The organism is Amycolatopsis mediterranei, assembly GCF_026017845.1.
GTDB lineage: Bacteria > Actinomycetota > Actinomycetes > Mycobacteriales > Pseudonocardiaceae > Amycolatopsis > Amycolatopsis mediterranei.
This window is the reverse complement of record NZ_CP100416.1, coordinates 3,494,009-3,520,947: the sequence shown is the minus strand read 5'-3', so window position 1 is coordinate 3,520,947 and position 26,939 is coordinate 3,494,009. Positions and strand designations below refer to the sequence as shown.

General features: G+C 72.4%; 25 protein-coding genes and 1 pseudogene. 12 read left to right on the top strand and 14 right to left on the bottom strand.

Features of this window, described 5'->3' with window-relative positions:
- Positions 1-2: 2 nt before the first annotated feature.
- The 5 genes from ISP_RS16795 to ISP_RS16775 all read right to left on the bottom strand — a co-directional run bounded on the left by ISP_RS16795 (position 3) and on the right by ISP_RS16775 (position 5,985).
- Positions 3-2,018, bottom strand: a complete 2,016-nt coding sequence (locus ISP_RS16795) for an AMP-binding protein (protein WP_013224962.1) — start codon at positions 2,016-2,018, stop codon at positions 3-5.
- A 218-nt stretch (positions 2,019-2,236) separates the two neighbouring features.
- On the bottom strand, positions 2,237-3,118 hold the full coding sequence (locus tag ISP_RS16790) for a substrate-binding domain-containing protein (protein WP_230468795.1): 882 nt from the start codon (positions 3,116-3,118) through the stop codon (positions 2,237-2,239).
- 261 nt (positions 3,119-3,379) lie between these two features.
- Complete coding sequence (locus tag ISP_RS16785) at positions 3,380-4,402, bottom strand: LacI family DNA-binding transcriptional regulator (protein WP_037374328.1); 1,023 nt, start codon at positions 4,400-4,402, stop codon at positions 3,380-3,382.
- A gap of 615 nt (positions 4,403-5,017) precedes the next feature.
- Positions 5,018-5,569 carry a TetR/AcrR family transcriptional regulator gene (locus ISP_RS16780; protein ID WP_013224959.1) on the bottom strand — a complete coding sequence of 184 codons (552 nt, stop codon included), beginning with the start codon at positions 5,567-5,569 and terminating at the stop codon, positions 5,018-5,020.
- Positions 5,566-5,985 carry a nuclear transport factor 2 family protein gene (locus ISP_RS16775; protein ID WP_013224958.1) on the bottom strand — a complete coding sequence of 140 codons (420 nt, stop codon included), beginning with the start codon at positions 5,983-5,985 and terminating at the stop codon, positions 5,566-5,568. Before ISP_RS16775 ends, ISP_RS16780 begins: the two co-directional genes overlap by 4 nt.
- Before the next feature lie 175 nt (positions 5,986-6,160).
- On the opposite strand from ISP_RS16775, the gene ISP_RS16770 reads away from it, so the two are divergent.
- Positions 6,161-6,874, top strand: coding sequence for a FadR/GntR family transcriptional regulator (locus ISP_RS16770; RefSeq protein WP_013224957.1), 714 nt, complete (start codon positions 6,161-6,163; stop codon positions 6,872-6,874).
- A 46-nt stretch (positions 6,875-6,920) separates the two neighbouring features.
- Here the strand turns inward: ISP_RS16770 and ISP_RS16765 are convergent, their stop codons facing one another.
- Genes ISP_RS16765 through ISP_RS16735 form a run of 7 tightly spaced genes read right to left on the bottom strand, consistent with a single transcriptional unit; the run spans position 6,921 to position 15,777 of the window.
- Positions 6,921-9,170, bottom strand: a complete 2,250-nt coding sequence (locus ISP_RS16765; RefSeq protein ID WP_013224956.1) for an alpha-L-fucosidase — start codon at positions 9,168-9,170, stop codon at positions 6,921-6,923.
- A 50-nt stretch (positions 9,171-9,220) separates the two neighbouring features.
- A complete protein-coding gene (locus ISP_RS16760; protein ID WP_013224955.1) occupies positions 9,221-10,078 on the bottom strand; it encodes an aldo/keto reductase in 858 nt (285 codons plus the stop codon).
- Complete coding sequence (locus ISP_RS16755) at positions 10,078-11,103, bottom strand: ABC transporter permease (RefSeq protein WP_013224954.1); 1,026 nt, start codon at positions 11,101-11,103, stop codon at positions 10,078-10,080. The genes ISP_RS16760 and ISP_RS16755 overlap by 1 nt, the downstream gene beginning before the upstream one ends.
- Positions 11,096-12,595 (bottom strand): sugar ABC transporter ATP-binding protein, encoded by a 1,500-nt coding sequence (locus tag ISP_RS16750; protein ID WP_013224953.1) that lies wholly within the window; start codon positions 12,593-12,595, stop codon positions 11,096-11,098. Before ISP_RS16750 ends, ISP_RS16755 begins: the two co-directional genes overlap by 8 nt.
- A 25-nt stretch (positions 12,596-12,620) precedes the next feature.
- Positions 12,621-13,688: a sugar ABC transporter substrate-binding protein gene (locus ISP_RS16745; RefSeq protein WP_013224952.1), complete on the bottom strand. Its 1,068-nt coding sequence runs from the start codon at positions 13,686-13,688 to the stop codon at positions 12,621-12,623.
- On the bottom strand, positions 13,685-14,458 hold the full coding sequence (locus tag ISP_RS16740; protein ID WP_013224951.1) for an SDR family NAD(P)-dependent oxidoreductase: 774 nt from the start codon (positions 14,456-14,458) through the stop codon (positions 13,685-13,687). Before ISP_RS16740 ends, ISP_RS16745 begins: the two co-directional genes overlap by 4 nt.
- Positions 14,455-15,777 (bottom strand): mandelate racemase, encoded by a 1,323-nt coding sequence (locus ISP_RS16735; RefSeq protein WP_013224950.1) that lies wholly within the window; start codon positions 15,775-15,777, stop codon positions 14,455-14,457. The genes ISP_RS16740 and ISP_RS16735 overlap by 4 nt, the downstream gene beginning before the upstream one ends.
- Positions 15,778-15,960: 183 nt before the next feature.
- Between ISP_RS16735 and ISP_RS16730 the strand changes: the two genes are divergently transcribed.
- The 6 genes and pseudogenes from ISP_RS16730 (at position 15,961) to larE (ending at position 20,814) form a co-directional block, all read left to right on the top strand.
- Positions 15,961-16,812 (top strand): fumarylacetoacetate hydrolase family protein, encoded by an 852-nt coding sequence (locus ISP_RS16730; RefSeq protein WP_013224949.1) that lies wholly within the window; start codon positions 15,961-15,963, stop codon positions 16,810-16,812.
- Positions 16,809-17,651 (top strand): amidohydrolase family protein, encoded by an 843-nt coding sequence (locus ISP_RS16725; RefSeq protein WP_013224948.1) that lies wholly within the window; start codon positions 16,809-16,811, stop codon positions 17,649-17,651. Before ISP_RS16730 ends, ISP_RS16725 begins: the two co-directional genes overlap by 4 nt.
- Positions 17,648-18,928, top strand: a complete 1,281-nt coding sequence (gene larA / locus ISP_RS16720) for a nickel-dependent lactate racemase (RefSeq protein WP_013224947.1) — start codon at positions 17,648-17,650, stop codon at positions 18,926-18,928. The genes ISP_RS16725 and larA overlap by 4 nt, the downstream gene beginning before the upstream one ends.
- The gene (larB, locus tag ISP_RS16715; RefSeq protein WP_013224946.1) at positions 18,925-19,596 is read left to right on the top strand and encodes a nickel pincer cofactor biosynthesis protein LarB; all 672 of its coding nucleotides are present in this window, start codon (positions 18,925-18,927) and stop codon (positions 19,594-19,596) included. Before larA ends, larB begins: the two co-directional genes overlap by 4 nt.
- A pseudogene (gene larC, locus ISP_RS16710) lies at positions 19,593-20,000 on the top strand (nickel insertion protein); the annotation flags it as partial. The gene larB and the pseudogene larC, both read left to right, overlap by 4 nt.
- A 25-nt stretch (positions 20,001-20,025) precedes the next feature.
- The gene (gene larE, locus ISP_RS16705; protein WP_013224945.1) at positions 20,026-20,814 is read left to right on the top strand and encodes an ATP-dependent sacrificial sulfur transferase LarE; all 789 of its coding nucleotides are present in this window, start codon (positions 20,026-20,028) and stop codon (positions 20,812-20,814) included.
- Between the two features lie 19 nt (positions 20,815-20,833).
- On the opposite strand, the gene ISP_RS16700 is transcribed toward larE, so the two are convergent.
- Complete coding sequence (locus tag ISP_RS16700) at positions 20,834-21,817, bottom strand: helix-turn-helix transcriptional regulator (protein ID WP_013224944.1); 984 nt, start codon at positions 21,815-21,817, stop codon at positions 20,834-20,836.
- Positions 21,818-21,929: 112 nt separating this feature from the next.
- Between ISP_RS16700 and ISP_RS16695 the strand changes: the two genes are divergently transcribed.
- Entirely contained in the window at positions 21,930-22,394 is a 465-nt protein-coding gene (locus tag ISP_RS16695; RefSeq protein WP_013224943.1) for a VOC family protein, read from the top strand.
- Positions 22,395-22,457: 63 nt separating this feature from the next.
- On the opposite strand, the gene ISP_RS16690 is transcribed toward ISP_RS16695, so the two are convergent.
- A complete protein-coding gene (locus tag ISP_RS16690) occupies positions 22,458-22,967 on the bottom strand; it encodes a hypothetical protein (protein ID WP_013226264.1) in 510 nt (169 codons plus the stop codon).
- Positions 22,968-23,304: 337 nt separating this feature from the next.
- Between ISP_RS16690 and ISP_RS16685 the strand changes: the two genes are divergently transcribed.
- The 4 genes from ISP_RS16685 to ISP_RS16670 are packed head-to-tail and all read left to right on the top strand — an operon-like array spanning position 23,305 to position 26,906.
- Complete coding sequence (locus ISP_RS16685; RefSeq protein ID WP_013226265.1) at positions 23,305-23,883, top strand: papain-like cysteine protease family protein; 579 nt, start codon at positions 23,305-23,307, stop codon at positions 23,881-23,883.
- 2 nt (positions 23,884-23,885) lie between these two features.
- Entirely contained in the window at positions 23,886-24,647 is a 762-nt protein-coding gene (locus ISP_RS16680; RefSeq protein WP_034285439.1) for a hypothetical protein, read from the top strand.
- Between the two features lie 49 nt (positions 24,648-24,696).
- Entirely contained in the window at positions 24,697-25,755 is a 1,059-nt protein-coding gene (locus tag ISP_RS16675) for an Lrp/AsnC family transcriptional regulator (RefSeq protein WP_235190571.1), read from the top strand.
- A gap of 35 nt (positions 25,756-25,790) precedes the next feature.
- Positions 25,791-26,906 (top strand): serine hydrolase domain-containing protein, encoded by a 1,116-nt coding sequence (locus ISP_RS16670; protein ID WP_013226268.1) that lies wholly within the window; start codon positions 25,791-25,793, stop codon positions 26,904-26,906.
- The last annotated feature ends 33 nt before the right edge of the window (positions 26,907-26,939 follow it).

The window sequence follows — 26,939 nt, the reverse complement described above, 5'->3', positions numbered from 1 at the left end:
CGCTACCAGCGGTAGTTGCGGCGCAGGGCCCGCTTCACGACCTTCCCCGTCGCGTTGCGCGGCAGCTCGTCGACGAACACGACGTCCCGCGGCACCGCGAAGCGCGCGAGACGTTCACGCACGTGGGACCGCACCGTGTCCGCGTCCAGCCGGGCACCCGGCACCAGCACGAGGTAAGCCGCCAGGCGCTGGCCGTACTTGGGGTCGCGGACGCCGACCACCGCCGCTTCGCGGACCTCCGGCAACGTGAGCAGGACTTCCTCCACCGGGGCCGGGGCCACGTTTTCGCCGCCGGACACGATCATCTCGTCCTCGCGGCCCTGGACGAACAACAGGCCGTTCGCGTCGACGTACCCGCGATCTCCGGTGTCCATCAGGCCGTCGCGGACGTCGAGCTGCTCGCCTTCGGTGTACCCGTCGAACAGCAGGCGGTTGCCGACGTAGAGCCGGCCGGTCGTGCCGGGTGGCACCGGGGTGCCCGCGCGGTCCAGGACGCGGATCGCGGTGCCGATCGGCGGGCGGCCCGCCGTGCCGCGGGCCGCGCGGAGGTCGCGTGGCCCGGCGATCGCCGCCCACGACACCTCCGTCGAGCCGTAGAGGTTGTAGAGGATGTCGCCGAAGGCGTCCATGAACTCCTCGCCCAGCCGGCCCGGCAGTCCCGCGCCGGAACTGGCCACCACGCGCAGCGAGGAGAGGTCGTAGCGGGCCCGCGTCTGCTCCGGCAGGTCCAGCAGCCGCCGCAGCATCGTCGGCACCGCGAACAACGCCGTGCACCGCTGCCGTTCGACCATCGACAGCGTTGCTTCCGGGTCGAAGCGGCGGGGCAGCACCAGCCCCGCCCGCAGCGCCATGCCGAGTTGCAGCGCGGCCAGGCCCCAGGTGTGGAACAACGGGGCGGCGACCAGGATCGGTTCGCCGGCCCGCAGCGGGATCTCCGACAGCACCGCGGCGGCGTCCGCGACGCTGTGCGGGGTCGGCCGGCGCGCACCCTTCGGCGGGCCGGAGGTGCCCGAGGTGAGCACGACGAGCCGGCCGGGCTTGCCCGGCGGGGCGATCCGGGCGGGCGGCTGCGCCTCGATCAGTTCTTCGATGGTCGGACCGTGCCACCCGTCGCCGGGCGGCCACGTCCACAGCTGCGGGATCTCGGCAGGCAGCTGCCCGCGCAGGGCGGCGAACTCGGCGTCGGCGAGCACGAGCTGGGAGCCGTGCCGCAAGGCGAACTCGGCGGCCTGGCCCAGCGCCAGCCCGGTGTTCATCAGGGCCACGTCCGCACCGAGCTTGCTGCAGGCGATCATCGCCTCGACCATCGCGTTGTGGTTGCGGCACATCAGCAGGACCCGCGACCCCTCGGTGATGTCGTAACGCTTCAGCACCGCGGCCAGCCGGGTGGTGCGGTCGTCGAGTTCGCCGAAGGTCCGTTCGGACCGCTCGTCGCACAGCGCGAGGGACTCCGGCGCGCGGCGCGCCACCGCCTCGTAGCCGCCGGCCAGGGTCGAGCCCCAGCGGCCCACCGACCTCAGCTGCCGCAGCGTGCCGGTGGGCTGGGCCGGGGTGAGCACCCCGGCCTTGACCAGGATCCGCGCGAACTCGCGCTTGGACGGGCGGGGCGGCAGCGAATCCGCCGCGGGGACGCCGCCGAGGTGGTCGCTGATCGCCGCGATCGCGTCCAGGATCCGCTGGCGGATCCGCGGGGCCGCCACCGAGCGGCCGTCGAGCAGCGTGAGCAGGACGGTGATCGCGCAGCCTTCGGACGTCGGCCGCAGCACGACGGACATCCGGTGCTGCCGGCCGGACCAGGCCAGGTGCTCGTTCCGGCGGTGGACGAAGATTTCGGCCTCGCCCTCGCCTCCGGCGCGGTAGCGGTAGCGGGCGCCCCGGCCGGTCGCCTCGGAAACCGGCTCACACGAAGTGATTCCGCGGACGAACCGCGGGTAGAGGTGCGGGCTGCCGACGATCGTCCACACCGCCGCGGGCGCGTGCGGCACGGTGACGGTGATTTCGAGGAGTTCCGGCTCCATCAGGACGCAACGGGAGGTTTCGCCGGCACGGTGGTCATGACTCGGCTCTCTCCCTTTGTCGCTCCGGGGTTCGGCCTTTCGGCCGGTACGCCGAGCATCCGTTTGCGCCGACCGCCCTGTCAACACACGGTCGCACGTTTCGATGTATTCAACCGTGAAGAGCAAGGGAAAACCGGTGAACCGCGAAAGTCTTCACACCCTGCTCACGCCGGCGCGGATCACCACGGCGGCGGCCCGGTACTGCCCCGGACCACCAGCGACACCGGCACGCGTTCGAGCGTCGCCGTCCGCACCCCGGACCTGAGCTCGCCGAGCAGGGTCCGCACCACCTGGCCGCCCAGCTCGGCGAACGGCTGGCGGATCGTGGTCAGCGGTGGCCAGAAACTCGCCGATTCCGCCATGTCGTCGAACCCGGCCACGCTGACCTCGCCCGGCACCGAACGACCGGACTCGTGCAGAGCCCGCAGCAAGCCGAGAGCCATCTGGTCGTTCGCCGCGAACACCGCCGTCACCGCGGGTTCGTCGGCCAGCACCCGGCCGAGCGTGTAGCCGGATCCGGCCGTCCAGTCCCCCACCACCGGCAACGGGACCCGCCGGTCGAACCGGGTGAGCGTCCGGCGCCAAGCGCGTTCCCGGTGCTCGGCCGCGCACGAATCCGACGGTCCCGCGATGTGCCAGACGGTCTCGTGGCCGAGCTTGAGCAGGTGCTCGGTCGCCAGCACCGCGCCCTGCGCTTGGTCGGCGTCGACCGTCGGATACCCGGCCCGCGCGTTCGAATCGACGACCACCACCGGGACGCCTTGCGGGAAAACGATTCCCGGCCAATCCAGGGCGTATTCCTCGACGAGGACGACGAGGCCGTCGACGTCGTGCGTCCCCAGTTCCCGGAACGCGTCGGTCACCGCGTCGCGGGTCGGTTTGCCCACGGACAGCAACGTGATCGTGTACCCCTCGGCCGCGGCCGCCTGCGCAATGGCGTCGAGCGTCCGGCTGTTGCCGAGCGTGGCCAGTGTCGAGGTGAGCACGCCGATCGACCGCCCCGGGTCCGGCAGCACGACCGCGGTGCCCCCGCGGAGGTGCCCTCTGGTCTGCTCTCGCACGCTGCCCACCCTCATCGGTCACGCCCGCGAAGAGTTCGCGTCGCGTCGAGGTCACCACACTGAGGAGCAATGTTCACCTTGACGTCGGCGACACCCCTGTTCGCGACGCTCGTCAGCCGCCCGCCATCCGCCGGCGGATGCGGCTCCCACCTGGGCGCCTTCGCTCCCGGACGGCACCGCCGGGCGGCGGCCCGCGCGACGGGTCCGTGAACAAGGTCACTAAGCGCCCGCTCAGTACGCCGCGGGCACTCCGGCGCCCGCTCACGCCGATTCCCGCACCACCAGCGTCGTCCCGAGCACCACGCGGTGCGGCTGCGCGGCCGTTCCGTCGATCACCGCGAGCAGCTCGCCCGCCGCCCGGGCGCCGAGCGCCTCGACCGGCTGGCTCACCGTCGTCAGGGGCGGGTCGGTGGTGCGCGAGATCGGCGCGTTGTCGAAGCCGACGACCGCAACGTCGTCGGGCACGCGGCGCCCGGCGCGGCGCAGGGCACGCAGCACGCCCAGCGCCATCACGTCGGACGCCACGAACACCGCGTCCAGGTCCGGTCTCCGGTCGAGCAGCCGCCGCATGGCGTGCTCGCCGGACGCCTGGCCGAAGTCGCCGTGGGCCACCGATCCCGGGTCGACGACGCCCGGGCCGCCGATCGCGGCGACGTAGCCGGCGAGCCGGTCCCGGCCCGGCGCCATGTCCTTCGGGCCGGCGACCGTCGTGATCCGCCGCCGCCCGGCGGCCTGCAGGTGCCGGACGGCCGCCGCGGCGCCCCCGCGGTTGTCGACGTCCACGTAGGTGTAGCGGGCGGGGTCGGCGACCATCGGCCGGCCGGCGCTGACGAGCGGGAGCTCCGCCCGCGACAACGCCGTGGTGCAGCGCGTGTGCGTGCTCACGAACAGGGCCCCGTCGACGTGCCCGCCGGCCAGGTACCGGAAGGTGGTGGCCTGGTCCGCCGCCTGCATCATCAGCACCACGACCTGCACGCCGGCCGTGGTGAGCTCCTGGTGGACGCCCCACATGATGCGGCCGAAGAACGGGTCGGAGAACAGCCGCGGGCCGTCCTCGCACAGCACGACGGCGACCGTGCCGGTCCGGGGCCCCTCGCCGGCCCGCGGCGCGCGTTGCCGGACGTAGCCGAGGGTGCGCACGGCCTGTTCGACCTGGCGCCGGGTCTGGGCACGCACTTGCGGGAATCCGTTGAGCACCCGCGACGCCGTCGCCGACGAGACACCGGCGGCCCGGGCCACGTCGGCCAGGGTCGGCCGCGGATCGGAAAGATCGAGAACGGTCATGGTCATCTCCGTGGGGACAGCACGCACCAAGGGTAGTGTTAGCGCTAACACTTCAGCGGAAAGCGAGCCGGACCGCCGATCGGATCGCCGACGGCCGCCGTGTGCACCACGGACTAGGGGGGATCGGCGCAATGGGCGCCGGAATACCGGTTCTCGGTCACGTCCGCACATCCTTGGGCGAGAGTGGTTCGAACGGGTGAGCCGCGGCCGCCGTCACGCATCCGGTGATCTTTTGACCGCTTCTCGGCAGCATTGATGCTGGAACCCGGCGCCCGATGTGTCAACCGGCTGCCGGAAAGTACCCGGAAATTTGTCACCATCGCCGCGGTGGGCGACCGCTCACCGGTACCGCGGGCCGATTCCGGCGGCGGCGCCCCACCCCTCCGGCTCAGTTGACTCGCCCGCCTGCCGCGCGACCGCCCGTTCCCGGGTCACCGAGCCCGACGAAGGCGTGCGCGGTTCCAGCCACGATCCGGTTCGTCGGTGGATCCACCGACGACCGGCAGGACACTGGAGGACCGACGTGCCGTTCACGCCGAGGTTCAGGCCGGAGTGGTGGTCGTTGGGTTCAACGGCGGCCAGGTCGACGGCGCGAACAGCACGCACCCGGCGCCGTCAGGAGTCGACGGGTGGGTCGGCCAGGTCGAGGATCCACGCGCTCCACGCCGTGTCGGCGCGCTGCTCCGGCAGCTCGAGGGCGGTCGACACCGTCTGGACGAGGCCCGTGGCGAAGAACGTCCGCACCCGCAACGCGTCCGCGCCCGTCAACCGGGCGATCGAGTCCATCAGGGCGAGGTGCCGGCGGCGGACCGCCTCGCGGACCGGCTCGTCCGCCGCCGCCGCGTAGCCCTGCAGCACCACCAGGCCGACCGTCGGATCGCTCTGCAGGAGCCGCACGTACGCCCCGCCGAGCGCGGCCAGCTTCGGCTCGGCACCGGCGAACGCCGCTTCGATGCGGTCGTAGGCGGCGTGCACGACTTCGAGGAACAGCTTCCGCTTGGAGCCGAACATCTGCACGATCCGCGGGTGCGAGATGCCGGCCCGGCCGGCGATGGCCTCCAGGCGGGTGCCCGCCAGCCCGTTCGCGGCGAACTCGGCGTCGGCCGCTTCGATGATCCCCGCCCGGCGCACCGCGGCGGGCAGGCGGGCCGGGCCGGCGTCGCTCACTGGTTCCCCGCGCCGCCGCCGAGCTGGCCGAGCACGAACTGGTTGTCGTACAGGCAGCGGTACGCGTGGATCAGCCCGTCCTCGCCCAGTTCCAGCCGGTCGTCGCCGTGGAACTCGACGCGGCTGCCGGTCTTGGCGAACGTGCCGGTGAAGCGCCAGGCGACGAGCACGGCGCGGCGGGTCACCTCGGTGTAGAGCCCCGTGCGCGTGAACGAGTAGTCCGGGTAGGCGCGCGCCATGTGCGTCACGAACTCGCGGATGGAATCGGGCCCGTGCGCGGTCTGCGCCAGCGCCGGTTCGTCGTAGACGAGGTCGTCGGCGCACATCGCGGCGACCGCGTCGGCGTCATGGCCGTTCCACGCCTTCTCCCACTGGTCGCACAGCGTTTCGGCCTCGTCGGCACTGAAAGTCGTCATGCGTTCTAACTTACAAGTAAGTAAGGAGTTACCACAAGACATCACATGTCTCACTGCCCGCACATCATCGAATTTGGCGAATCAGCCAATATTATGCAACTTCGATGTCTCCTTCGCAGCTATACATCATATGAATGCTAGACTGATTTTTCAGGTGCACTGTCCGAGGAGGACCATGGCGAGGTCGTTGACCGACGAAGCGATCGACCGGATCCGGGAGTTCGTCCGGTCCGGCCGGTTCCCGGCGGGCGCCAAGCTGCCCCCCGAACACGAGCTGGCCACCGAGCTGGGGATTTCCCGCAGCCCCACGCGGGAAGCCGTGAAGGCGCTCGCGCTGGCCAGGGTGCTCGAAGTCCGCCGCGGCGACGGCACGTACGTCACCAGCCTCGCGCCGAGCCTGCTCCTGGAGGGCCTCGGCAACGCGGTGGCGCTCATGCAGGACGGCAGCATCCTCGAGCTCACCGAGGTGCGCCGGCTCCTGGAGCCCGCGGCGACCGGCCTGGCCGCCACCCGGATCACCGACGCGCAGCTGCGGGCCGTCGGCGAACTGCTCGACGCGATGCACGACGCGGTCGAGGACGTCGAGCGCCTCACCGTGCTCGACGCCGCCTTCCACCGGGCGGTCGTCACCGCGGCGGGCAACGAGACCCTCACCGCGCTGCTGGACGGGATCTCCTCGCGCACCCTGCGCGCACGGGTCTGGCGCGGCACCGTCGAACGGGGCGCGACGCACGTGACGCTGGCGCAGCACAAGGCCATCTACGACGCGCTCGCCGACCGCGATCCCGCGGTGGCCACCGCCGCCGCGCTGATGCACGTCGACACGTCCGAACGCTGGCTGCGCGCGCACCTGGCCGAGGTCCGGGAGCTCGACGGCCGGGTGCCGTGACCGGAAACCGGTCACGGCACGCGGAATTCCGTCGAACAGAGACATCTCAACCAACGGAGAACGTCCACCGGAGGTTGGCGCTGCCGTCGTCGGACCACACCTTGAGCGGGGAGCCCGAGGGCACGGACCCGCCGCCGTCGAGGACCAGCCCGCTCGCCCGGTTCGCGATCACGCAGACACCGCCGCCGGTGTCGGTGATCGACCACTGCTGGCTCGCCGCGCCGGTGTAGCCGGACTGCACCGGGTTGCCGCCCGCGGTGGTCGCGCCCGCGCCGTCGATCACCAGGCCGTCGGTGCGGTTGGTCAGCTTGACGAACCCGTCGCCGGTGTCCTCGATGCCGAACTGGAGGTTCGTGCTGCCGTCCGGGGTCCAGACCTTCAGCGCGCTGCCCGCCGCGACCGCGCCGCCGCCGTCCACGGCCAGGCCGCTGGTGACGTTGACGATGCGGAACCACCGGGCGGGGTCGAACGCGATGCGCAGCGAGACGATCGTGTCGTTGAACCCGGAGGTGCGCAGATCCGGCGTCGCCGTCACGTACTTGCGCGGGGTGCCGGTGAGGTTGTCGCCGGGGTAGCCGATGGCCTGGTAGCCGTCTCCCGGCCAGATCGCGGAAATGGTCCTGGGCTGGATGTTCCTGGCCAGCAGCTGAGCCGCGGTGTAGCTGCCGGCCCCCAGCGCCGCGCTCGCGCCACGATAACCGACGTCGGCGAACACGGTCGCGCCGGACGCGGGGCCCACCGCCGGGATCCGGCCGTCGAACGTCAGCTTCAGCACGTAGGCGGGTGATTCGAACGGCTTCGCCGCCGGCAGGGTGACGTGCAGCGCGCTCGCGTCCTGGGTGTGCTTCAGCGCACCGGGAGCACCGAGCAGTTCGACCCGCCGCAGGCTGCTCAGGTCGATCCGCTTGCCGGACAGCGTGGTGATGTCCGCCGTGGCCCCGGGCCAGGCCAGCACGGTCGCGTAGAGCACACCGCCTGCCTTGTCGCGGGTGAACCGGAAGTCCTTGGCCGTGCCCACCTTCGGCGAGACGAACGAACCGCCGCCCATCTTGGTCGGGCCCTCGCCGTAGACGTCCCAGACGCGCGTCGAGTAGATCGACTCGCCGACGCGCCCGAGGTAGGTGCCGAAGTCGGCGAGCACGGCCCGCTGCTCGGCCGGGATGGTGCCTTCGAGCGTCGGCGAGATGTTGAGCAGCATGTTGCCGCCCTTGCTGACCCGGTCGATCAGCGCGTGGATCATCTGGGTGCTGGAGTAGTAGCCGATGCCCCGGGTGTAGCTCCAGCTGCTGCTGCTGATCGCGTCGTCGGTGAGCCAGTACGGCGTGACGATGTCGGCCGGCCCGCCGCGCTCGTAGTCGGCCACCTCGCCGGCGGTGGTGAACCCGTGGTCGAAGTGCTTGAACGTCGAGACGACGTCCTTGCCCCAGGTCTGCGCCTGGTTGTAGTAGTAGGCCAGGAATTCGAGGCGCTGCTGCTCCCCCACCGCGCACGGGCCGCTGTTGATGCAGTAGCCGGGTGAGTTCAGCGAGAAGTCCTGCCAGAGGATGTCCGGCTGCGCGCGGTCGATGACTTCCTTGAGCTTGGCCAGCCAGAGCGCGTCCTCGTCGGCGCGGGGCAGCTGGCCGTAGAGCTTGCGCAGGCTCGGGGTGGACTGTGGCGGCGCGAAGTCGTAGAAGCCGTTGTAGTTGAACGCGTGGTGCATCGCGACCAGCAGCTTCAAGCCCTGCCCGCGGATGGCCTTGCCGAACAGGTCGAGCAGGTTCAGCCGCGGCCCGCGCGCCACCGAGTTCCACTCGTTGACCGTGCTGTCCCACATCGAGAACCCGTCGTGGTGCTCGGCGACCGGGCCGGCGAACTTCGCCCCGGACGCCTTGACCACCCGTGCCCATTCCTCCGGATCGAACTGCCCGCCTTGGGAAACCAGCTTCGGCGCGAACTGCACGTGGTTGCCGGCCACGTCGGTGCCGCCGTCGATGAACCGGTCGTAGCCCCACACCGCGGGGTCGCCGTAGGTCGCCTTGTGGTGCTTGTTCTCGCCGCTGTCCGGGATGTACATGTTCCGGCCGTACCACTCGCTGCCGAACTCCGGGGTGGTGAACGCGCCCCAGTGCCAGTAGATGCCGAACTTGGCGTCCTGGAACCACTCCGGCGCGGGCGGGTGCCGGTCGACCGACGGCCAGGTGGGCTGGTACGGCTCGCCGGGTGCAGCGGCGGCCGCCGGGCCGGCCAGCGCGGGCGGCACGGCCGCGGCCGCGAGCCCGGCCGCCGCGAGCGCACCGAACTGCCTGCGGGACAACGGATTCTGGGTAGGGGGCGTCATTGCACTCTCCAGAGGGTGATGGGGAGCTAACCGGAAATCAGGCGGAGCAGCAGCTCGGACGGCACCTCGCGGCGGAAGGCGTCGAGGTTCGCCCGCAGTTGAGCGGCGCTCGTGACGCCGGCCAGGACGGAGGTGACGGCGGGGTGCGCGGCGGCGAACGCGAGCGCGCACGCGGCCAGGTCGTACCCCGCCGACGCGGCGACCTCGCGCATGGCCCGCGCGCGGGCCAGCAGGTCCGCCGGCGCCGGGGCGTAGTCGAACCACACGCCCGGCCGGGGGTCGATGAGCAGGCCGGAGTTGAACACCCCGCCGAGCACGACGTCGACCCCGCGCTCGCCGCAGAGGTCGAGCAGCCGCTCACCACTGCGGTCGAGCAGCGTGTACCGGCCGGCGAGCAGGACGACGTCGACGTCGAGCCGCTCGACGAACCGGGCGGGCATCTCCCACTGGTTCATCCCGACGCCGATCGCGGCGACCACGCCTTCGTCGCGCAGCCGGCACAGTTCCGGCCACGCCTCGTTCGCGGCTTGCTCTTCGTGGTCGTCGGGGTCGTGCAGGTACACGATGTCGACGCGGTCGAGGCCCAAGCGGTCGAGACTGCCCTCGATTCCCCGGCGAATGGCGTCCGCGGAGAAGTCGAAGACGCAGCCTTCGCCGGTCAGGGTCCGGCCCACCTTCGTCGACACCGTGAACGAACCCGCGGGCAGCCGCGCCAGCGCCCGGCCGAGCCGGCGCTCGGCCAGCCCGAAGCCGTAGTAGGGCGCGGTGTCGAAGTACCGGATCCCCGCATCGGCCGCCGCGGCGATGACCTCCGCAGCGGCTTCGTCGTCGATCTCCTCGAAGACGTTGCCCAGGCCCGCGGTGCCCAGGCCGAGGTCCGCCATCAGGTCTGCCGCTTGCCGCTGGTGATGCGGGACATCACCAGCGCGATGAGGATGATGGCGCCGTTGAGCGCGCCGATCCACTGGGCGGGCACGCCGGCCAGAGTCAGCACGTTCTGGATCATGTACAGCAGCAGGATGCCGGTGAAGGCACCGAAGAGCGTGCCCCGGCCGCCGTTCAGGCTCACCCCGCCGATCACGGCGGCGGCGAACACCGTGAAGATGTAGCCGTTGCCCTGCGCCGCGGCCACCGACGCGAGCCGGCCCGAGAGCAGCAGCCCGCCGAGCGCGGCCAGCACGCTGGCCCCGATCAGCACGATCCACACGATGCGGTCGGTCCGGATGCCCGCGGCCTTCGCCGCGTCTTCGTTCCCGCCGATCGCGTACAGGCTGCGGCCGAACCGGGTGTAGCCGAGCAGGACGATCCCGCCGGCGAACAGCAGCACGCAGATCCAGATCGACGCCGGGATCCCGGCCCACAGCGTGGTGCCGAGGTAGAGCACCGAATCGGGCAGCCCGAAGAACGTCTGGCCGCCGGAGATCCCGGTCAGCAGGCCGCGCAGCACGATCAGCATGCCGAGCGTAACGACGAACCCGCTCAGCCCGAACCGGACGATCAGCAGGGCGTTGAGCGCCCCCACCACCACGCCGACCAGGAGCACCACCGGCACCGCCGTCCACGACGGCAGCAGCCCGAGCGAATGACCGCCGCCGATCGTCAGCCAGGCCGCCACGCCCGGTGCGAGGCCGAAGGTGGATTCCAGCGAGAGGTCCATCTTGCCGACGACCAGGACCATCGTCTGGGCGAGCACCAGCAGGGCGATCTCCGACATCGTCTGCAGGATGTTGATCACGTTGTCGTACTGGAGGAACACCGGGTTCACCAGCTGGCCGACGACGGCGATCGCGATGATCCCGGGCACCAGCGCGAAGTCGCGCAGGCGGGCCAGTGCGATGCGCCGGGGCGGCCGGGCGGTGCCGGATCCGGTCCGCGGCGGGACGTCCACCGCGGCGGGGCTTTCAGGCATCGAGGTCGACTCCTTCCATGGCGGCCACGACCTCGCGGTCCTGCCAGCCTGCGGGTATTTCGGTGGCGAGCCGGCCGTGCACCACGACCAGCAGCCGGTCGCACACGCGCAGGTCGTCCAGTTCGTCCGAGGCGATCAGCACCGCGGTGCCCGCCGCGGCGGCCTCCGCGACCTTGCCCAGGAGGAACTCCTTCGACCGCACGTCGACCCCGGCGGTGGGGGTGATCAGCACGAGCAGGCGGGGATCGCCGGCCAGCGCCCTGGCCATGACGACCTTCTGCTGGTTGCCGCCGGACAGCGCGGACACCGGCAGCTCCGGGCCGGGGGTCTTCACCGCCAGCCGCGTGATCAGCTTCCCGGCGAGCCGGTCGCGCAGGCCCGACCGGACGAAGATGCCGGGGCCGAGCCGGTCCATCACGCTCATCGTGGTGTTGTCCGCAATGGACATCTCCGGCACGAAACCCTGGTGGTGGCGGTCTTCCGGGACGAAGCCCACGCCCGCGGCCAGCGCGGCCGGGACGTCGCCGGGCCGAGGTCGGGAGTCCCCGACGAAGACCGTGCCGGAGGTGGGTTTGCGCAGCCCGGCCAAGGCCTCGGCGAGCTCGGTCTTGCCGCTGCCGCCCGACCCGGCCAGCCCGACGATCTCCCCGGGCGCGACGTCGAACGACACGTCCGCGAAGTACGGGGCGAGGCTGAGGTCGGCCACACGCAGCACGGGTTCGAGGCCGTGGCGGGCCGAGGACGTCCGCTCCTGCACCGTGACGGCGTTCTCCCCGGTCATCGCGGCCACGAGGTCGGCCTTCGGCAGCTCGGCGACCGGCGCGGTGAGGACGTGCCGGGCGTCCCGGTACACCGTCACCGTGTCGCAGATTTCGTACACCTCCTGCAGGTGGTGGCTGATGAACAGGAACGTGACGCCTTGCCGCTGCAGCTCGGCGATGTGCCCGAACAGCCGGGTGATCGCGGCCCCGTCGAGCTGCGCGGTCGGCTCGTCGAGGATGACGAACCGGGCGCCGAACGACAGGGCCCGCGCGATCTCCACGAACTGCCGCTGTTCCACGCTCAGCTCCCGCGCCGGCCGGTGCACGTCGACGTCCACCGACCAGCGCTCGAGCAGCTCGGTGGCCGAGCGGCGCAGCGCGGCCCAGCGGACGAACCCGCCGCGGGTCTCCTGCCGGTTGAGGAACAGGTTCTCCGCCACCGACAGCTCGGGGATGATCGTCGACCGCTGGTACACGCAGGCCACCCGGGCGCGCCAGGCGTCCCGGTCGGCCAGTGCCGGAGCCGGTTCCCCGTCGAGCCGCACGGTTCCGGCGTCCGGCTCGGTCAGTCCGGTGAGGACGGACACCAGGGTCGACTTGCCGGCCCCGTTGCGGCCGACGAGTGCGTGCGTCTGTCCGGGTAGGACAGTCAGGTCGGCCTCGTCCAACGCGACCGTGGCGCCGTAGCGCTTGACCACCTGACGGGCCTCGACGACCGGCACGGTGTTCATGTTCGGTTCCTCTCCGAAAACCGCCTCAGCTCTTGCTGTTGCCCCACAGGGACTGGTCGTCGACCTTGACGCTGCTCACCGGCCCGAACTTGGCGCCGTCCGCGGTGACCAGCGGCGCGGCCAGCTGGTCCTCCATCAGGCCGTCGCGGACGGCGATGATGGTGCTGTCGTGGTCGGTCTTGCCCGCCGCCGGCGTCTTGCCGGCGATGGCGTCCTTGACGTACTGCAAGGCGTACTTGGCGAACAGGTCCGCGGGCTGGGACACGGTCGCGTCCATCTCGCCGGCCCGGATCTTCGCGAGTTCCTCGGGAATGCCGTCGTTGGACACGATGAACACGTGCTTCGGGTCGCTCGCCGGAACCGCCAGGCCGCGCTGCTTGAGCAGCTGCAGCGTGCCGGACAGGGCGAAGCTGGACTGCATGTAGACGCCCTTGATGTCCGGGTTCGCCGTCAGCCGGGTCTGCAGCTTCTGGGCGGCGGTGTTGGCGTCCCAGTTGGTGGCCTCGCCGAACACGGTGATGCCCGGGAAGTTCTTCTTCATGCAGTCGTTGAAGGCTTCGGTGCGGTCCCGGCCGTTGATCGAGGCGAGGTCGCCCTGCAGCATGACGACCTTGCCCTGGCCGGCGAGCTTGGTGCCGAGGAACTGGCAGGCCTTCTCGCCGTAGGCGCGGTTATCGGCCCGCACGACCATGTAGACGTTGCCTTGGTCGGGGCGGGTGTCGACGGACACGACCGGGATCTTCTTGCCCGCGAGCTGCTGCAGCGTCGGGATGATCGCCGCGGTGTCCTGCGGCGCCATCACCACGCCCTTGACGCCCTGGCTGATCATCGTCTGCACGTTGGCCGTCAGGTTCGCGACGTCGTTCTGCGAGTTCGTGGTCTTGAGGTCGAGCCCGAACTGGCCGGCGAACTGGGGCACGTACTTGATGTAGGCGTTCCAGAAGTCGGTGTCCGAGCGCGGGTAGTCGACTCCCACGACGGTTTTGCCGCCCGGAGCGGCGGTCGAACCGCCGCCGCTGCAGCCGGCCAGTGCGGCCGCGGACAGGACGCCGGCTGTGACGACAGCGGCGGCACGCAGGTGCTGGAACTTCATGACCTCTCCTCGTTGACAGGTTTCGGGCGAAGCCGCAGGCCGGACATCCCGCCGTCCACGGCGAGATCGGTGCCGGTGGTGGCGCCGGCGTCCGGGCCGGCCAGGTAGCAGATCGCCGCGGCGACCTCGTCGGCGGTGACGAGCCGCCCGGTGGGCTGGCGCGCGGCGAGCGCGGCCAGCTCGGCGTCGGGATCATCGGCCGTGGCCAGCAGCCGGTCGATCCACGGGGTGTGCGCGGTGCCGGGATTCACGCAGCAGACGCGGATCCCCTCGGCCAGGTGGTCGGCGGCCATCGCGCGGGTGAGCGCGAGGACCGAACCTTTCGTGGCGCTGTAGAGCGCTCGTTGCGGCAGCCCGGCGGTCGCCGCGATCGAGCAGGTGTTCACGATCGCCGCCGCGGGCGACGCGCGCAGGTGCGGCAGGGCCGCACGGGTCACCCGCACCATCCCCACCACGTTGACGTCGAACACGCGGTGCCACTCCGCGTCGTCGTTGCCCTCGACGGTTCCTTGCGCGCCGATCCCGGCGTTGTTGACCAGGACGTCCAGGCCACCGAGGTGGTCCACCGCGGCGGCGACCGCGGCTCGCACCGAACCGTCGTCCGAGACGTCGGCCCGCACCCCGGTCAGGGGTTCTTCGACCTTCTCGTTCAGGTCGAGGCAAACGACCTGTGCGCCCCGCCGGGCGAGCATCCGCGCGGTGGCGAGCCCGATCCCGGAGGCTCCGCCCGTCACGAGCGCCCGGAAGCCGTCGAACTCCCCGCCGCTCACGCGACCACCACCGCGTCGCGCTGCCAGACCGGGCCGTCGGGAAACCGGTACCGGGCCACGGATTCGGTGTGCAGCCGCGCCCCGAGTCCCGGTTCGACCGGGGCCAGGTAGCGGCCCCGCTCGATCCGCACCGGGTCGACGAAGTGCTCGTGCAGGTGGTCCACGTACTCGATGACCCGGTCGGTCTGGGTGCCGCTCACCGCGACGAAGTCGAACATCGCCAGGTGCTGCACCATCTCGCACAGCCCGACCCCGCCGGCGTGCGGGCACACCGGGACGCCGAACTTCGCGGCCAGCAACAGGATCGCGACGTTCTCGGTGACCCCGGCGACCCGGCTCGCGTCGAGCTGGAGGACGTCGATCGCCTCCGCCTGCAGCAGCTGCTTGAACATCACCGCGTTGTGGGTGTGCTCGCCGGTGGCCACCTTGATCGGCGCGACCGCCCGGCGGATCGCCGCGTGGCCGAGCACGTCGTCGGGCGAGGTCGGCTCCTCGATCCAGTACGGGTCGAACTCGGCGAGCGGGCGCAGCCATTCGATGGCCTGCCCGACGCCCCAGGCCTGGTTGGCGTCGATGGCGATCCGGACGTCCGGCCCCACGACCTCGCGCGCCAGCCGCAGCCGGCGGACGTCCTCGTCGAGGTCGGCGCCGACCTTGAGCTTGATCTGGGTGAACCCGTCTTCGACCGCCTCCTTCGCGAGCGCCGCCAGCTTCTCCGGCGAGTACCCGAGCCAGCCGGGAGTCGTGGTGTAGGCGGGAAAACCGGAGTCCAGGAGTTCGGCCTGGCGCGCCGCGCGGCCCGGTTCGGCACGGCGGAGGATGTCGAGGGCTTCGCCAGGGGTCAGCGCGTCCTGCAGGTACCGGAAGTCGACCAGGCCGACCAGTTCCTCCGGCGGCATTTCGGCCAGCAGCCGCCACACCGGCTTGCCTTCGCGGCGGGCCCGCAGGTCCCAGGCCGCGTTGACGATCGCCGCGGCGGCCATGTGGATCGCGCCCTTGTCCGGGCCCAGCCACCGGAGCTGGCTGTCGCCGGTCAGCCGGCGGGAAAAGGCGCCGAGGTCGGCGAGCGCGTCGCTCACCGGCATCCCGACGACCAGGGGCACGAGCGCCCGGACGGCGGCGACCTCGACGTCGTTGCCGCGGCCCACGGTGAAGGCGAGCCCGTAGCCCTCGTCGCCGTCGCTCGTGCGGATCGTCACGTAGGCCGCCGAGTAGTCGGGTTCCGGGTTCATCGCGTCCGACCCGTCCAGGCTCAGCGAAGTCGGGAAGCGCACGTCCACGGCGTCGATCGCGCTGATCACTTCGGCCAACGGGTCCACCTCTCATTCGGCGCAGACAACATATGTATGGCTACGCGCTGACCCATGGATTGTCCAGAGCAGGTCCGTAACACGGCAATAACTTGGACTTACAGTGATTGTCTACTACGCAACGTGATTTAACGTATGATGACTTCACCAACCTTTGAAAGAGACATCATACGTCTGCTACGGTCCGAGGCCATGCGCTTCCAACGCCTCGGCGACCGCGGCCACGAGATCCCCGTCGTCCTCGACGAAACCGGTGCGGCGCGGGACCTGCGGTCGCTGACCCCGGACGTCGGCGGCGCTTTCTTCGCCGCCGACGGCGTCGCGCGGGCGCGGGCGGCGCTGCGTGAGGGCACCCTGCCCGTCCTGGACGCCACCGGCTTGCGCGTCGGCGCCCCGGTGGCCCGGCCCGGCCTGCTCGTCTGCATCGGGCTGAACTACTCCGACCACGCCGCGGAAACCGGCGCGCAGCCGCCCGCCGAGCCGGTGGTGTTCCTCAAGGCCACCAACACGATCGTCGGCCCGCACGACACCGTGCTCATCCCGCGCACCAGCACCCGGACCGACTACGAGGTCGAACTCGCCGTGGTGCTCGGCGGCCGGGCGCGGTACCTCTCGACGCCGGAAGACGCCGACGCGGTCATCGCCGGGTACGCCGTCTCGAACGACGTCAGCGAGCGCGACTTCCAGCACGAACGCGGCGGCCAGTGGACCAAGGGCAAGTCCTGCGAGACGTTCAACCCGCTCGGGCCCTGGCTGGTCACCCCGGACGAGGGCGGCGACCCGCAGGACCTCCGCCTGCGGCTGGCCGTCAACGGGCAGCCGCGCCAGGACGGCACCACGCGGAACATGCTCTTCGGGGTCCGGCACATCGTCTGGTACCTCAGCCAGTTCATGGTGCTCGAGCCGGGCGACGTCGTGAACACCGGCACGCCGGCGGGCGTCGCCTTCGGTGCCAACGACTTCCCCTACCTGTCCGAAGGGGACGAAGTGACGGTGGACATCGACGGCCTCGGCCGTCAGCACCACGAGATCGGCCGGGCGTGACCGGCCGGCGCGTCGACGCGCACCACCACCTGTGGCAAACCTCCGTCCGCCGCCACGCGTGGCTGGACGGTGACGACACCGCCGCGATCCGGCGCGACTTCACCCCGGACGACCTGCGCGCGGCCGCCCTGGGGATCGACGCGACGGTGCTCGTCCAGGTCCTGCCGGACTTCGAGGAGTCCGTCGAGTTCCTCGCGACCGCGGCCGCGGAGCCGCTCATCGCCGGCGTCGTCGGCTGGATCGACCTCACCGGCTCGCCGTCGGAGGACCTCGAACGGCTGCGATCGGCGCCGGGCGGCGAACTGCTGGCCGGCATCCGCCACCTCGTCCAGGCCGAGCCCGACCCCCGCTGGCTGGAACGGGAAGACGTGCTGGCCGGGCTCGCGGCGGTGCGCGACGCCGGGCTGGTGTACGACCTGCTCGTGCTGCCCCACCAGCTCCCGGCGGCCACCGCGGCGGTCCGGGCGCTGCCGGAGCTCACCTTCGTCCTCGACCACCTCGCGAAACCGCCGATCGCCGCCGGGCAGCTGGAGCCCTGGGCGACCGGGCTGGCCACCCTGGCCCGGGAACCCAACGTCGTCGCCAAGCTGTCCGGTCTGGTGACGGAAGCCGGCCGGCCGTGGCGGGTCGAGGATCTGCGGCCGTACGCGGAAACCGCGCTCGCCGCGTTCGGCCCGGACCGGCTGATGCTCGGTTCCGACTGGCCGGTGTGCCTGCTCGCGGGGACGTACGCGCAAGTCATGGACGCCGCCGACAGCCTCCTGGACGGCCTGACACCGGCCGAACGCGACGCCGTCCGCGGCCAGACCGCGAGCCGCGTCTACGGGCTGGCGCCATGACGGCCCGGACCGTCCGGCTCGCCTACGGTGAAACCGGTCTCGAGCTGGCCATCGATCCGGCGGTCACCACGGTCGTGACGCCCGTGCACCACCCGGTCGCCCAACCCGCGGACGTCCTGCTGCGCCGGGCGCTGCGGGAACCGGTCGCCGGGCCGCCGCTGCGCGACCGGGTGCGGCCGGGGCAGACGGTCGCGATCTCGGCGTGCGACGGAACCCGGCCGCAGCCACGGGAACTGATGATCCCGGCGATCCTCGCCGAGCTCGACGGCATCGTCCGTCTCGAAGACGTCGTCGTCCTCGTGGCCACCGGCACCCACCGCGGCAACTCCGCCGCCGAGCTGCGCGCGATGTTCGGCGACGAAATCGTCGACACCGTCCGGATCGTGAACCACGACGCCCGCGACCGCGCGAGCCTCACCTGGCTGGGCCGCCACGGCGACGACGTCCCGGTGTGGCTGAACAGCGAGTGGGTGGCTGCCGACGTCCGGATCACCACCGGGTTCGTCGAACCCCACTTCTTCGCGGGCTTTTCGGGCGGCCCCAAGCTCGTCGCACCCGGGCTGGCGGCCCTGGAAACCGTGCTGGTGCTGCACGACGCCCGCCGGATCGGGCACGCCAACGCCACCTGGGGGGTCACCGAAGGCAATCCCGTGCACGACGACGTCCGCGCCATCGCCGCGGCCACCGGCGTCACCTTCGCCCTCGACGTCATCCTCAACCGTGACAAGGCGGTCATCGGGGCCTTCGGCGGCGACCTGCTCGCCATGCACGCGACCGCGGCCCGCGCCGCCCGCGACGTCGCCATGCGGCCGGTACCGGCGCCGTTCGACGTGGTGGTGACGACCAATTCCGGATATCCCCTCGACCAGAACCTCTACCAGTCGGTCAAAGGGATGTCGGCGGCGCACCGGATCACCAAGCCGGGCGGGACGATCGTGTGCGCCGCGGAGTGCCGGGACGGGTTCCCCGACCACGGTTCCTACCGCGAAGTCCTCGCCTCGGCGAGTTCCCCGGCGGCCCTGCTCGCGGAGATCGCGGCCCGCCGGGAGACCGTGCCCGACCAGTGGCAGGTCCAGATCCAGGCGAAGATCCAGGACGACTGCCGGGTCGTCATGCACACCGGCACGCTCACCGAAGCCGACCTCGCGACGGCGCACCTGACCCGGACCACCGACATCGCGACCACTGTGGCCGAGGCGCTCGACCGGGCCGGGCCGGGCGCGCGAGCGTGCGTGCTCCCGGAAGGCCCGCTCACGATCCCGTACGTGCCGGCATGAGCACCGCCGACCTCGGGTTCGCGCGCGTCGACCTGGACCGCGAACACCGTCAAGGACTTCCGGAAGTCGTTTACGGGCCGGGGAAGACCCCGGCGCAGATCGCGGCCATCGTGCGGACCCTGCTCGCGCACAACACCGGGCCGGTGCTGGTCACCCGGGTCGACGAGGAGCCGGCTCGTGCGGTGCTGGCCGAGGTCCCCGGCGGCCGCTACGCCCCCGGCGCGCGGCTGCTGGTCTGGCGCCCGGCCTCGGCGACCGCCTTCACGGTCGCGGTGGCCGCCGCCGGCACCTCCGACGGGCCGGTCGCCGACGAGGCCGCCGAAGTCGCGGCGGCCATCGGTCTGGACGTGCGGACGGTCATCGACGTGGGCGTGGCGGGTATCCACCGTCTGCTGGCCGAAACGGAACGGCTGCGCGAGGCCGACGCGGTCATCGTCGTCGCGGGCAAGGAGGGCGCGCTCGCCTCGGCCGTCGGCGGGCTGGTCGCCTGCCCGGTGATCGCCGTTCCCACCTCGACCGGGTACGGCGCGGGCCTCGAAGGCGTGACCGCGCTGCTCGCGATGCACGCCTCCTGCGCGGCCGGCATCACCGTCGTCAACATCGACTCCGGGTTCGGCGCCGCCATGGCCGCGTTCCGGCTCGCCCACGTCCTGCGGAGACCCCGATGACGATCTGCGTCATCACGCCGTTCACCGGCCTGGCCGGGGACATGCTGCTGGCCGCCCTGGTCGACGCCGGCGCGCCACTGGAGCGCATCCGGGCCGCCGTCGCCACCAGCGGGCTGACGGGGTGGGACCTGCGCGTGGAGTCCCTGCTCACCCACGGGCTGACCGCGGCTCGCGCGCTCGTGGCCGTCGCCGACGACGCGACCAGCCGTTCCGCGGCCGAGCTGATCGCCATGGCCGGGCGGGTCGAGCCCGCGCCGGTCGCGGAACGAGCCGTTGCCGCCCTGCGCGCGATCGCCGAAGTGGAAGGCAGGCTGCACGGGGAAGCGCCCGAGCGCGTCCACCTCCACGAACTCGGCGGCCACGACACGCTCGTCGACGTCATCGGCGTCTGCGCCGCGCTCGACGCCCTGGAAGTGTCCACTGTGTACTGTGGCGCGCTCCCCCTCGGCACCGGCACCGTCCGCGGTGGCGTTCTCCGGAGGCACCGACTCGGCGCTGGTGCTCGCGGCCGCCGTCCGCGCCCTCGGCCCGGCGGACGTGCTCGCCGTGACGGCGGATTCCGCGAGCCTGGCCGCGGTCGAATTGGCCGGCGCGCGGCGGATCGCGGCCGAGCTCGGGGTCCGCCACCTCACCCCGGAGACCGGCGAGCTGGCCGAGCCCGGGTATGCGGCCAACGGGCGTCAGCGCTGCTACTTCTGCAAGACCACGGTGCTCACGACGATCGCCGAAGTGGCCGTCGCCCACGGGTTTCCGGCGCTGGCCACCGGCACGAACGCCGACGACGCCGTCGACCCGTTCCGGCCGGGCATCCGCGCGGGGGACGAACTCGGCGTGCACACGCCGCTGCGGACGCTCGGTCTGTCCAAAGAGGACGTCCGGGCCATCGCCCGGCGCTGGGGGCTGGCCTGGGCGGACAAACCGGCCGCGCCCTGCCTGGCGAGCCGGGTCCGCTACGGCATCCCGATCACGACGGCCACGCTGGCCCGGATCGAGCAGGCCGAATCGGTGGTGCGCGCGGCCCTGGACGAGCGCGGCCTGCGCTACCGCGACGTGCGGGTCCGCGACCTCGGCGGCACGGCCCGGATCGAGCTCGACGCCGCCGTGGCCGCCGAAGTCCACGACGATCCGCGGCTGCTCGATGCCGTGCGGACGCTCGGTTTCACCGATGCCGCCGTCTCGTCCTTCCGCTCCGGCGCCCTCAACCACGAGCCGGACTGACCTCCGGCCGAGCGAGCGGTCAGGCGCCGTGGTTTGCCGCGCGGGTGGCCCGTCCCGCCAGTTCCGCGAAGGCCGCCCGCAACTCCGGTGGGCCGACCACCTCGATCTCGCACTCGAAGCGCAGCAGACCAGCGGCGAGCGCCGGCCACGACCAGGAGCCGGTCAGCAGCCGGGTCTTCCCGAAGGCGACCTCCTCGACGACCCCGTCGCCGGCGAACGGCGCCACGTAGGCGGTGGGAAGGTCGAGGACCACTTCGCCCCGGCACGGCCAGACGTCGGCGGTGGCGGAGCCCTTGAACCGGGCGGCGAGGAACGTCGCGACGTCACCACCGGGCACCTCCCGCGGGGTGAACCGCGGCCCGTTCGGCACGCGCAGCCGCAGCCGGTCCACGCGGTAGGTCCGCCAGTCCTCCCGGACCGCGTCCCAGCCGATCAGGTACCACCGTCCACTCCGGACGACGAGGTGGTGCGGCTGCACCCGCCGGGGCGGCCGGGGACCCGGGTCCGCCGCCGGTGCCTCGTAGTCGAACCGCACTTCCTCGGTGGCCCGGATCGCCAAGCTCAGCGCGAGCAGGATGTCCGTGTCGACCTGGACCGCGGAACCGCCGGCCGCGGCGATCTCGAGCACGTCGACGCGCTGCCGCAGCCGCGACGGCATCACCTGCCGCACGGTGGCCAGCGCCCGCGCGGCGGCTTCCTCGATCCCCGCACCGGTCCCGACGGCGATCCGCAGCGCCACCGCGAGCGCGACCGCCTGCTCTTCGTCGAACAGCAGCGGCGGCATCTGTCCCCCGGCTTCGAGCCGGTAGCCGCCGTCCGGCCCCTTGACCGCCTGGACCGGGTAACCGAGCTCGCGCAGCCGGTCGACGTCCCGGCGCACGGTCCGCTCGCTGACACCCAGCCGGCCGGCCAGCAGCGCGCCTGGCCAGTCGCGCCGGGCCTGCAGCAGGGACAGCAGCGAGAGCAGGCGACCCGAGGTCGCCGTCGAGGAAGCGACCGGCATGACTTCCATGGTGCCACGAGAAGCGGACGTTCCCTGGCCGCTACTGCTGCGATCGTGGCCTGGTCGCCGGAACCCCTCCGGCGGCGGGACACCTCGAAAAGGACCGGAACACATGTCGCTCACCGCAGTCGCCCACCTCAACTTCACCGGCCAGGCCCGCGAGGCGCTCGAGTTCTACCGGTCGGTCTTCGGCGGCCAGGCCACCGTCGTCACCTACGGCGACTTCGGCATGCCCGCCGGGCTGCCCGACGCGGACAAGGTGGTGTTCGGCCAGGTCACCGCGGACAACGGCTTCAGCGTCATGGCCTACGACGTCCCCGGCACCGACGGCCCGGCCACCCCGGCCGCGCCCACCACCCGCCGCGAGAACGGCACGACGATCACCGAGGAGCCGTTCTTCCTGTCCGTCCGCGGCGCCACCGTCGACGAGGTCTCCCCCGTGTGGAAGAGCCTCGCCGAGGGCGCGACCGTCATCGAAGAATTCGGGCCGGCCCAGTGGGCCCCGGCGTTCGGCATGCTCGTCGACCGCTTCGGCGTCACCTGGATCATCGACGTCGCCGCCGAATACCAGGGCTGATCCTTCCCCGGCGGGGGGGGGGGGGCGGCCCCCCCCCCCCCCCCCCCCCCCCCGACCGCACTCTCAGTTGCTGTTGCCCGGCTTCCAGCCGAGGTAGTTCGCGAAGTAGCCCTGGCGGGCGTGGCCGATCGCGCCGTTCACGCTGGTCGCCCAGACTCCGCCGCTGCCGTCGGCGATGCCGACGTGGCCGTACGACGAGATGTTCCAGAACACGAACGCGCCGCGGGGCGGGGTGCCCGTCGTGTGGCGGGCGCCGTCCGACGAACGCCAGTGGTCGATCGCGCTCGCGTGGTGGGTCACGCGGTCCCACGCCAGTCGGACCGCCTTCTCGCAGTAGCCCTGGTAGGCCGTGCTGCCGGTGCGGCTGGAGAACCAGGCGATCGCCTGGCTGGCGGTCCGCGCCGCGGCCAGGTCCGCCGCCGAGTCGGTGATCACCGCGCCCGGGTCGGCGATGTCCGCGGCCGTGACCTCGGAATAGACCTCCGACGGTGCGGCGGTGGCGGCCGAAGCGACGGTCGCGCCGCCGAAGAGCAGGGCGGCCGACAGCGCGGCCGCCTGGCAGATCATTCGCATGGGTGTCTCCCTCAGTAGGCCGGGGCGGGCGTCCCGGCGTCGACGGGGAGAACCCTGCGCGCCGCCGCTACACCGCCACTACACCGCCGCTCTCGCGTCGCGCGGAGGCTCCGCCCGCCGGACCAGGACGCCACCCCTCGGCGCGACGACCGGGGCCGCCGGAATCCGTCCGGCGCCCCCGGGCCGATGCCGGAATCCGGCGTCCCGGAACTGCCGGGATCCGCCGGAATCGTTTTCCGCCAACGCAATCCTCCCTTGGTAGGTACCGGATGACCGTGCCGGGAGCGGAGTATTCCGTGCCACCACGTCGAATCGTCACCGGCTGGAGGAGTATTTCGTGAAATCCATCTCAGGAGTCCTGTGTGGACTCACCGCGCTCGCGGTCGTCGGGCTGTCGGCCCCGGCGCCTGCCGTCGCGGCCGCGGCGCGAACCGATCTCGGGATCACCATGCAGGCGCAGCAGAAGGACCAGTGGTGCTGGGACGCCAGCGGCAACACGATCGCCGCCTATTGGGGATACTCCCTGACCCAGACCCGGTTCTGCCAGGTCGCGCACAACGAATCCGGCAGCGACTGCGCCAACAACCAGGGCTACCTGTCCGACCAGCAGCGCGTGTTCCGCTACCTCGGCTTCACGAACGCCGGGACGTACAACTCGAGCGGCCGGACGCTTTCCTTCACCGGCGTCAAAACCCAGATCGACGCCGGGAAGCCGGTCGGCACGCGGATCGGCTGGCGCTCCGGTGGGGGCCACATGCACGTGCTCTACGGATATGACAATTCCAGCGGCACCACCCGCGTCGAATACGGCGACCCGTGGCCCGGCAACAGCCGCTACAACTCGATGAACTACGACACCTACCGCTCGAACAGCCAGTTCCAGTGGACCCACACGCTGTACGGGATCGAGGGATGAGCATGCTGCGGAAAGTCTTGGGCGTGGCCGTTCTGGCCGGCGCCGCAATGCTCACCACGGACGGCGCCGCAAGCGCGGCAAGCGGGCCCGACGGCGCGCCGACCGCCGCCGACACCGCGGCCATCGGCCAGGTCACGAGCGGCCCGGCCACCCTCGGCCGCCTGGCGACGACGAAGTTCCCCGGCAGCCACGCGGCGGCCGCGGCGGGGCAGCAGACCGCCGACCCGGGGATGCAGGTGCCGGTCTTCGAGCCGACCGCGGCGTTCGTCACCGGGAAGTCGGACGTCCCCGCCGCCCTCGCCTACGTCGCGGTCCCGGCCCGAACCGGCGACGGCACCGCCGCCACGGTGTGGGCGGAGCGGCAGGGCCCGGCCTGGACCGTCGTGAACGTCGCCTCCGGTGACTACGAGCGGCAGTACGCCCAGGCCGCGGCCGGCGGCTACCTCCTGCACGAGCCGCAGGTCAACGCCTGGTACGCGGTGCACGGCGACGCCGTGACGGTGCTGGACGGCTCGGTCACCGGCCTGGCCGCGGGCACGAAGGTGTCCCTCGGGCAGTACCGCACGGCGCTGCACGAGCGGTACGCGGACAAGCTGCCGGGCTCGGCCTACGACCGCGACGGCGCCGGCGGTGGGTACGGCGGCCGCGAACGCGCGGTGCCCGCGGCGGACCCCGCCGACGTGCCGGTGCTGCCGTTCGCGCTCGGCGGTGTCCTCGTGCTGGTGGCCGGCGCGGCCGTGGTGCCGCGCCTGCGGCGGCGGTAGGGACGACGAGGGGCCGCCGGACCCACCGGCGGCCCCTTGGCAGCCGATCATGACCAGGTCACAATGCGCCATGCCCGTTTCGCCCGGTGCGCCGCCGGAAGCGGCGCGCCCGGGGCTGAGCGCGTCGGACCTCGCGCTGGTGGAGGCGCTCCAGCGCGACCCCAGGGCGCCGTGGACGCGCATCGCCGCCGCCGTCGGCACCGACGCGACGACGGCGGCCCGCCGCTGGGAGCGGCTGCAGACCGCCGGGCTGGCCTGGCTCACCGCCTACTGCACCCCGCCGACGACCACCGTCGGCTACGTCGACCTCGCCTGCCGCCCGGACGCGCTGAGCGCCCTCACCCACGAGCTGTGCGGCTGGCCGTCGGTGTTCAGCGTCGAGCGCACGACCAGCCGGTTCGCGCTGTTCCTCGGCCTGTCCGCCCGCGACCTCGACGCGCTGGACGCGCTGGTCACCGGCCGCATCGGCGCCCTGCCCGGGGTGCGGGAAGTTCGCCTCGCCGTCGCGACCCGGGTCTACCGGGAGGGCAGCGGGTGGCTGGTCGACGCGCTCGCCCCCGAACAGCGGGCGGTGCTGGACGACACCGCGGTGCAGGCCCGGCTGGTCGTGCCGCAGCAGTGGAACGACCAGGGCCTGCGCGCGCTGGTGGAGTCGCTCGGCGAGGACGGGCGGCGCAGCTACGCGGTGCTGGCCCGCGACTGCGGGATGAGCGAGTCGGCGGTGCGGCGCACGCTGGCGCGGATGCTGCGCAACCACGAACTCGACTTCCGGTGCGACCTCGCGCACGTCCCGGCCGGCTGGCCGGTGATCGCGGGCTACCGCCTCGACGCCCGCGCGACGGAGCTCGACCGCGCCGGCACCGCGATCGCGCAGCTGCCGGAGACCCGGCTCGCCGCGGCGGTGGTGGGGGAGGGCAACCTCGTCGTGTCGGCGTGGCTGCGGGTGCCGGCCGACTGCACGGCCTACGAGACGCGGCTGGTGGAAGCCGCGCCCGGCGCGCGGGTCCTCGACCGCGCGATCACGCTGCGGATGCCGAAGCGAATGGGCCGGCTGCTCAGCCCGCACGGCCTGGGCGGCCCGCACCAGGCGATCATCCCGGCCCGCTGAAGTATCGTCGGCCGGACCGGCCCTGGGGGAGGATCATGAGCCTGCGCGAGACCCTGCACGGCTACGTCGACGACGGCACGCTGCCCGGGGCGGTGGCGATCGTGGACCGGGGCGGCCGGCGGGAGGTCGTGACCGTCGGCTCGGTCGACGCCGAGGGCAGCCGCCCGATGGCCGAAGACACGCTGTTCCGGTTCGCGTCCATCACCAAGCCGATCACCGCGGCCGCGGTGCTGGTGCTGGTGGACGACGGCCGGCTCGCCCTCGACGACCCGATCGGCCGCTGGTTGCCCGAGCTGGCCGAGCCGAAGGTCGTGCGGACGCCATCGGGCGCGCTCGACGACGTCGTCCCGGCGAAGCGGCCGATCACGGTGTTCGACGTGCTCACCGGCCAGGCCGGCTGGGGCTTCCCGTCGGACTTCACGCTCCCGGCCGTGCAGGCGCTGTTCCCCGTGCAAGGCGACGGCCGGGAGGTGCAGAGCTTCCCTGAGCCCGACGTCTGGCTCGCGCGGCTCGCCCGGGTGCCCTTGGTCTACCAGCCCGGGGAAGCCTGGCTGTACGACACCTGTTCGACGATCCAGGGCCTGCTCGTCGCCCGCGCGTCCGGACAGTCCTTCCCCGGCTTCCTCGCCGAACGGATCTTCGCCCCGCTGGGCATGACCGACACCGGCTTCGTGGCCGCACCCGGCCGGTCCACCGCGTTCTACAAGAAGACCGCCGGCGGCCTGGTGCTCGCCGATCCGCCGGACGGCCAGTGGCGCACGATGCCGGCGCTGCCGCTCGGCAACGGCGGCCTCGCCGGGACGGCGGGGGACTGGGTCGCGTTCGGCCGCATGCTCCTGGCCGGTGGCGCCGGCGTGCTCACCCCCGAGGCCGTCCGGCTGATGACGACCGACCACACCACCGCGGCGCACCGCGAGATCGGCGCGCTCTTCCTCGACGGCCAGGGCTGGGGGATGGGTGGCGCGGTGGACATCGCCGTCACCGAGCCCTGGCACGTCCCGGGCCGGTACGGCTGGGTCGGCGGCACCGGCACCACCGCGCACGTCGTCCCCGCCACCGGCACGGTGGCCGTCCTGCTCACCCAGGTCGGTGCGGACGACCCCGTGCCGCCGCGCTGGATGCGGGACTTCTGGCACGCGGCGGCCGCGTAGGGTTCGAGACGAAGATCGGGCACGCGGAAGGAC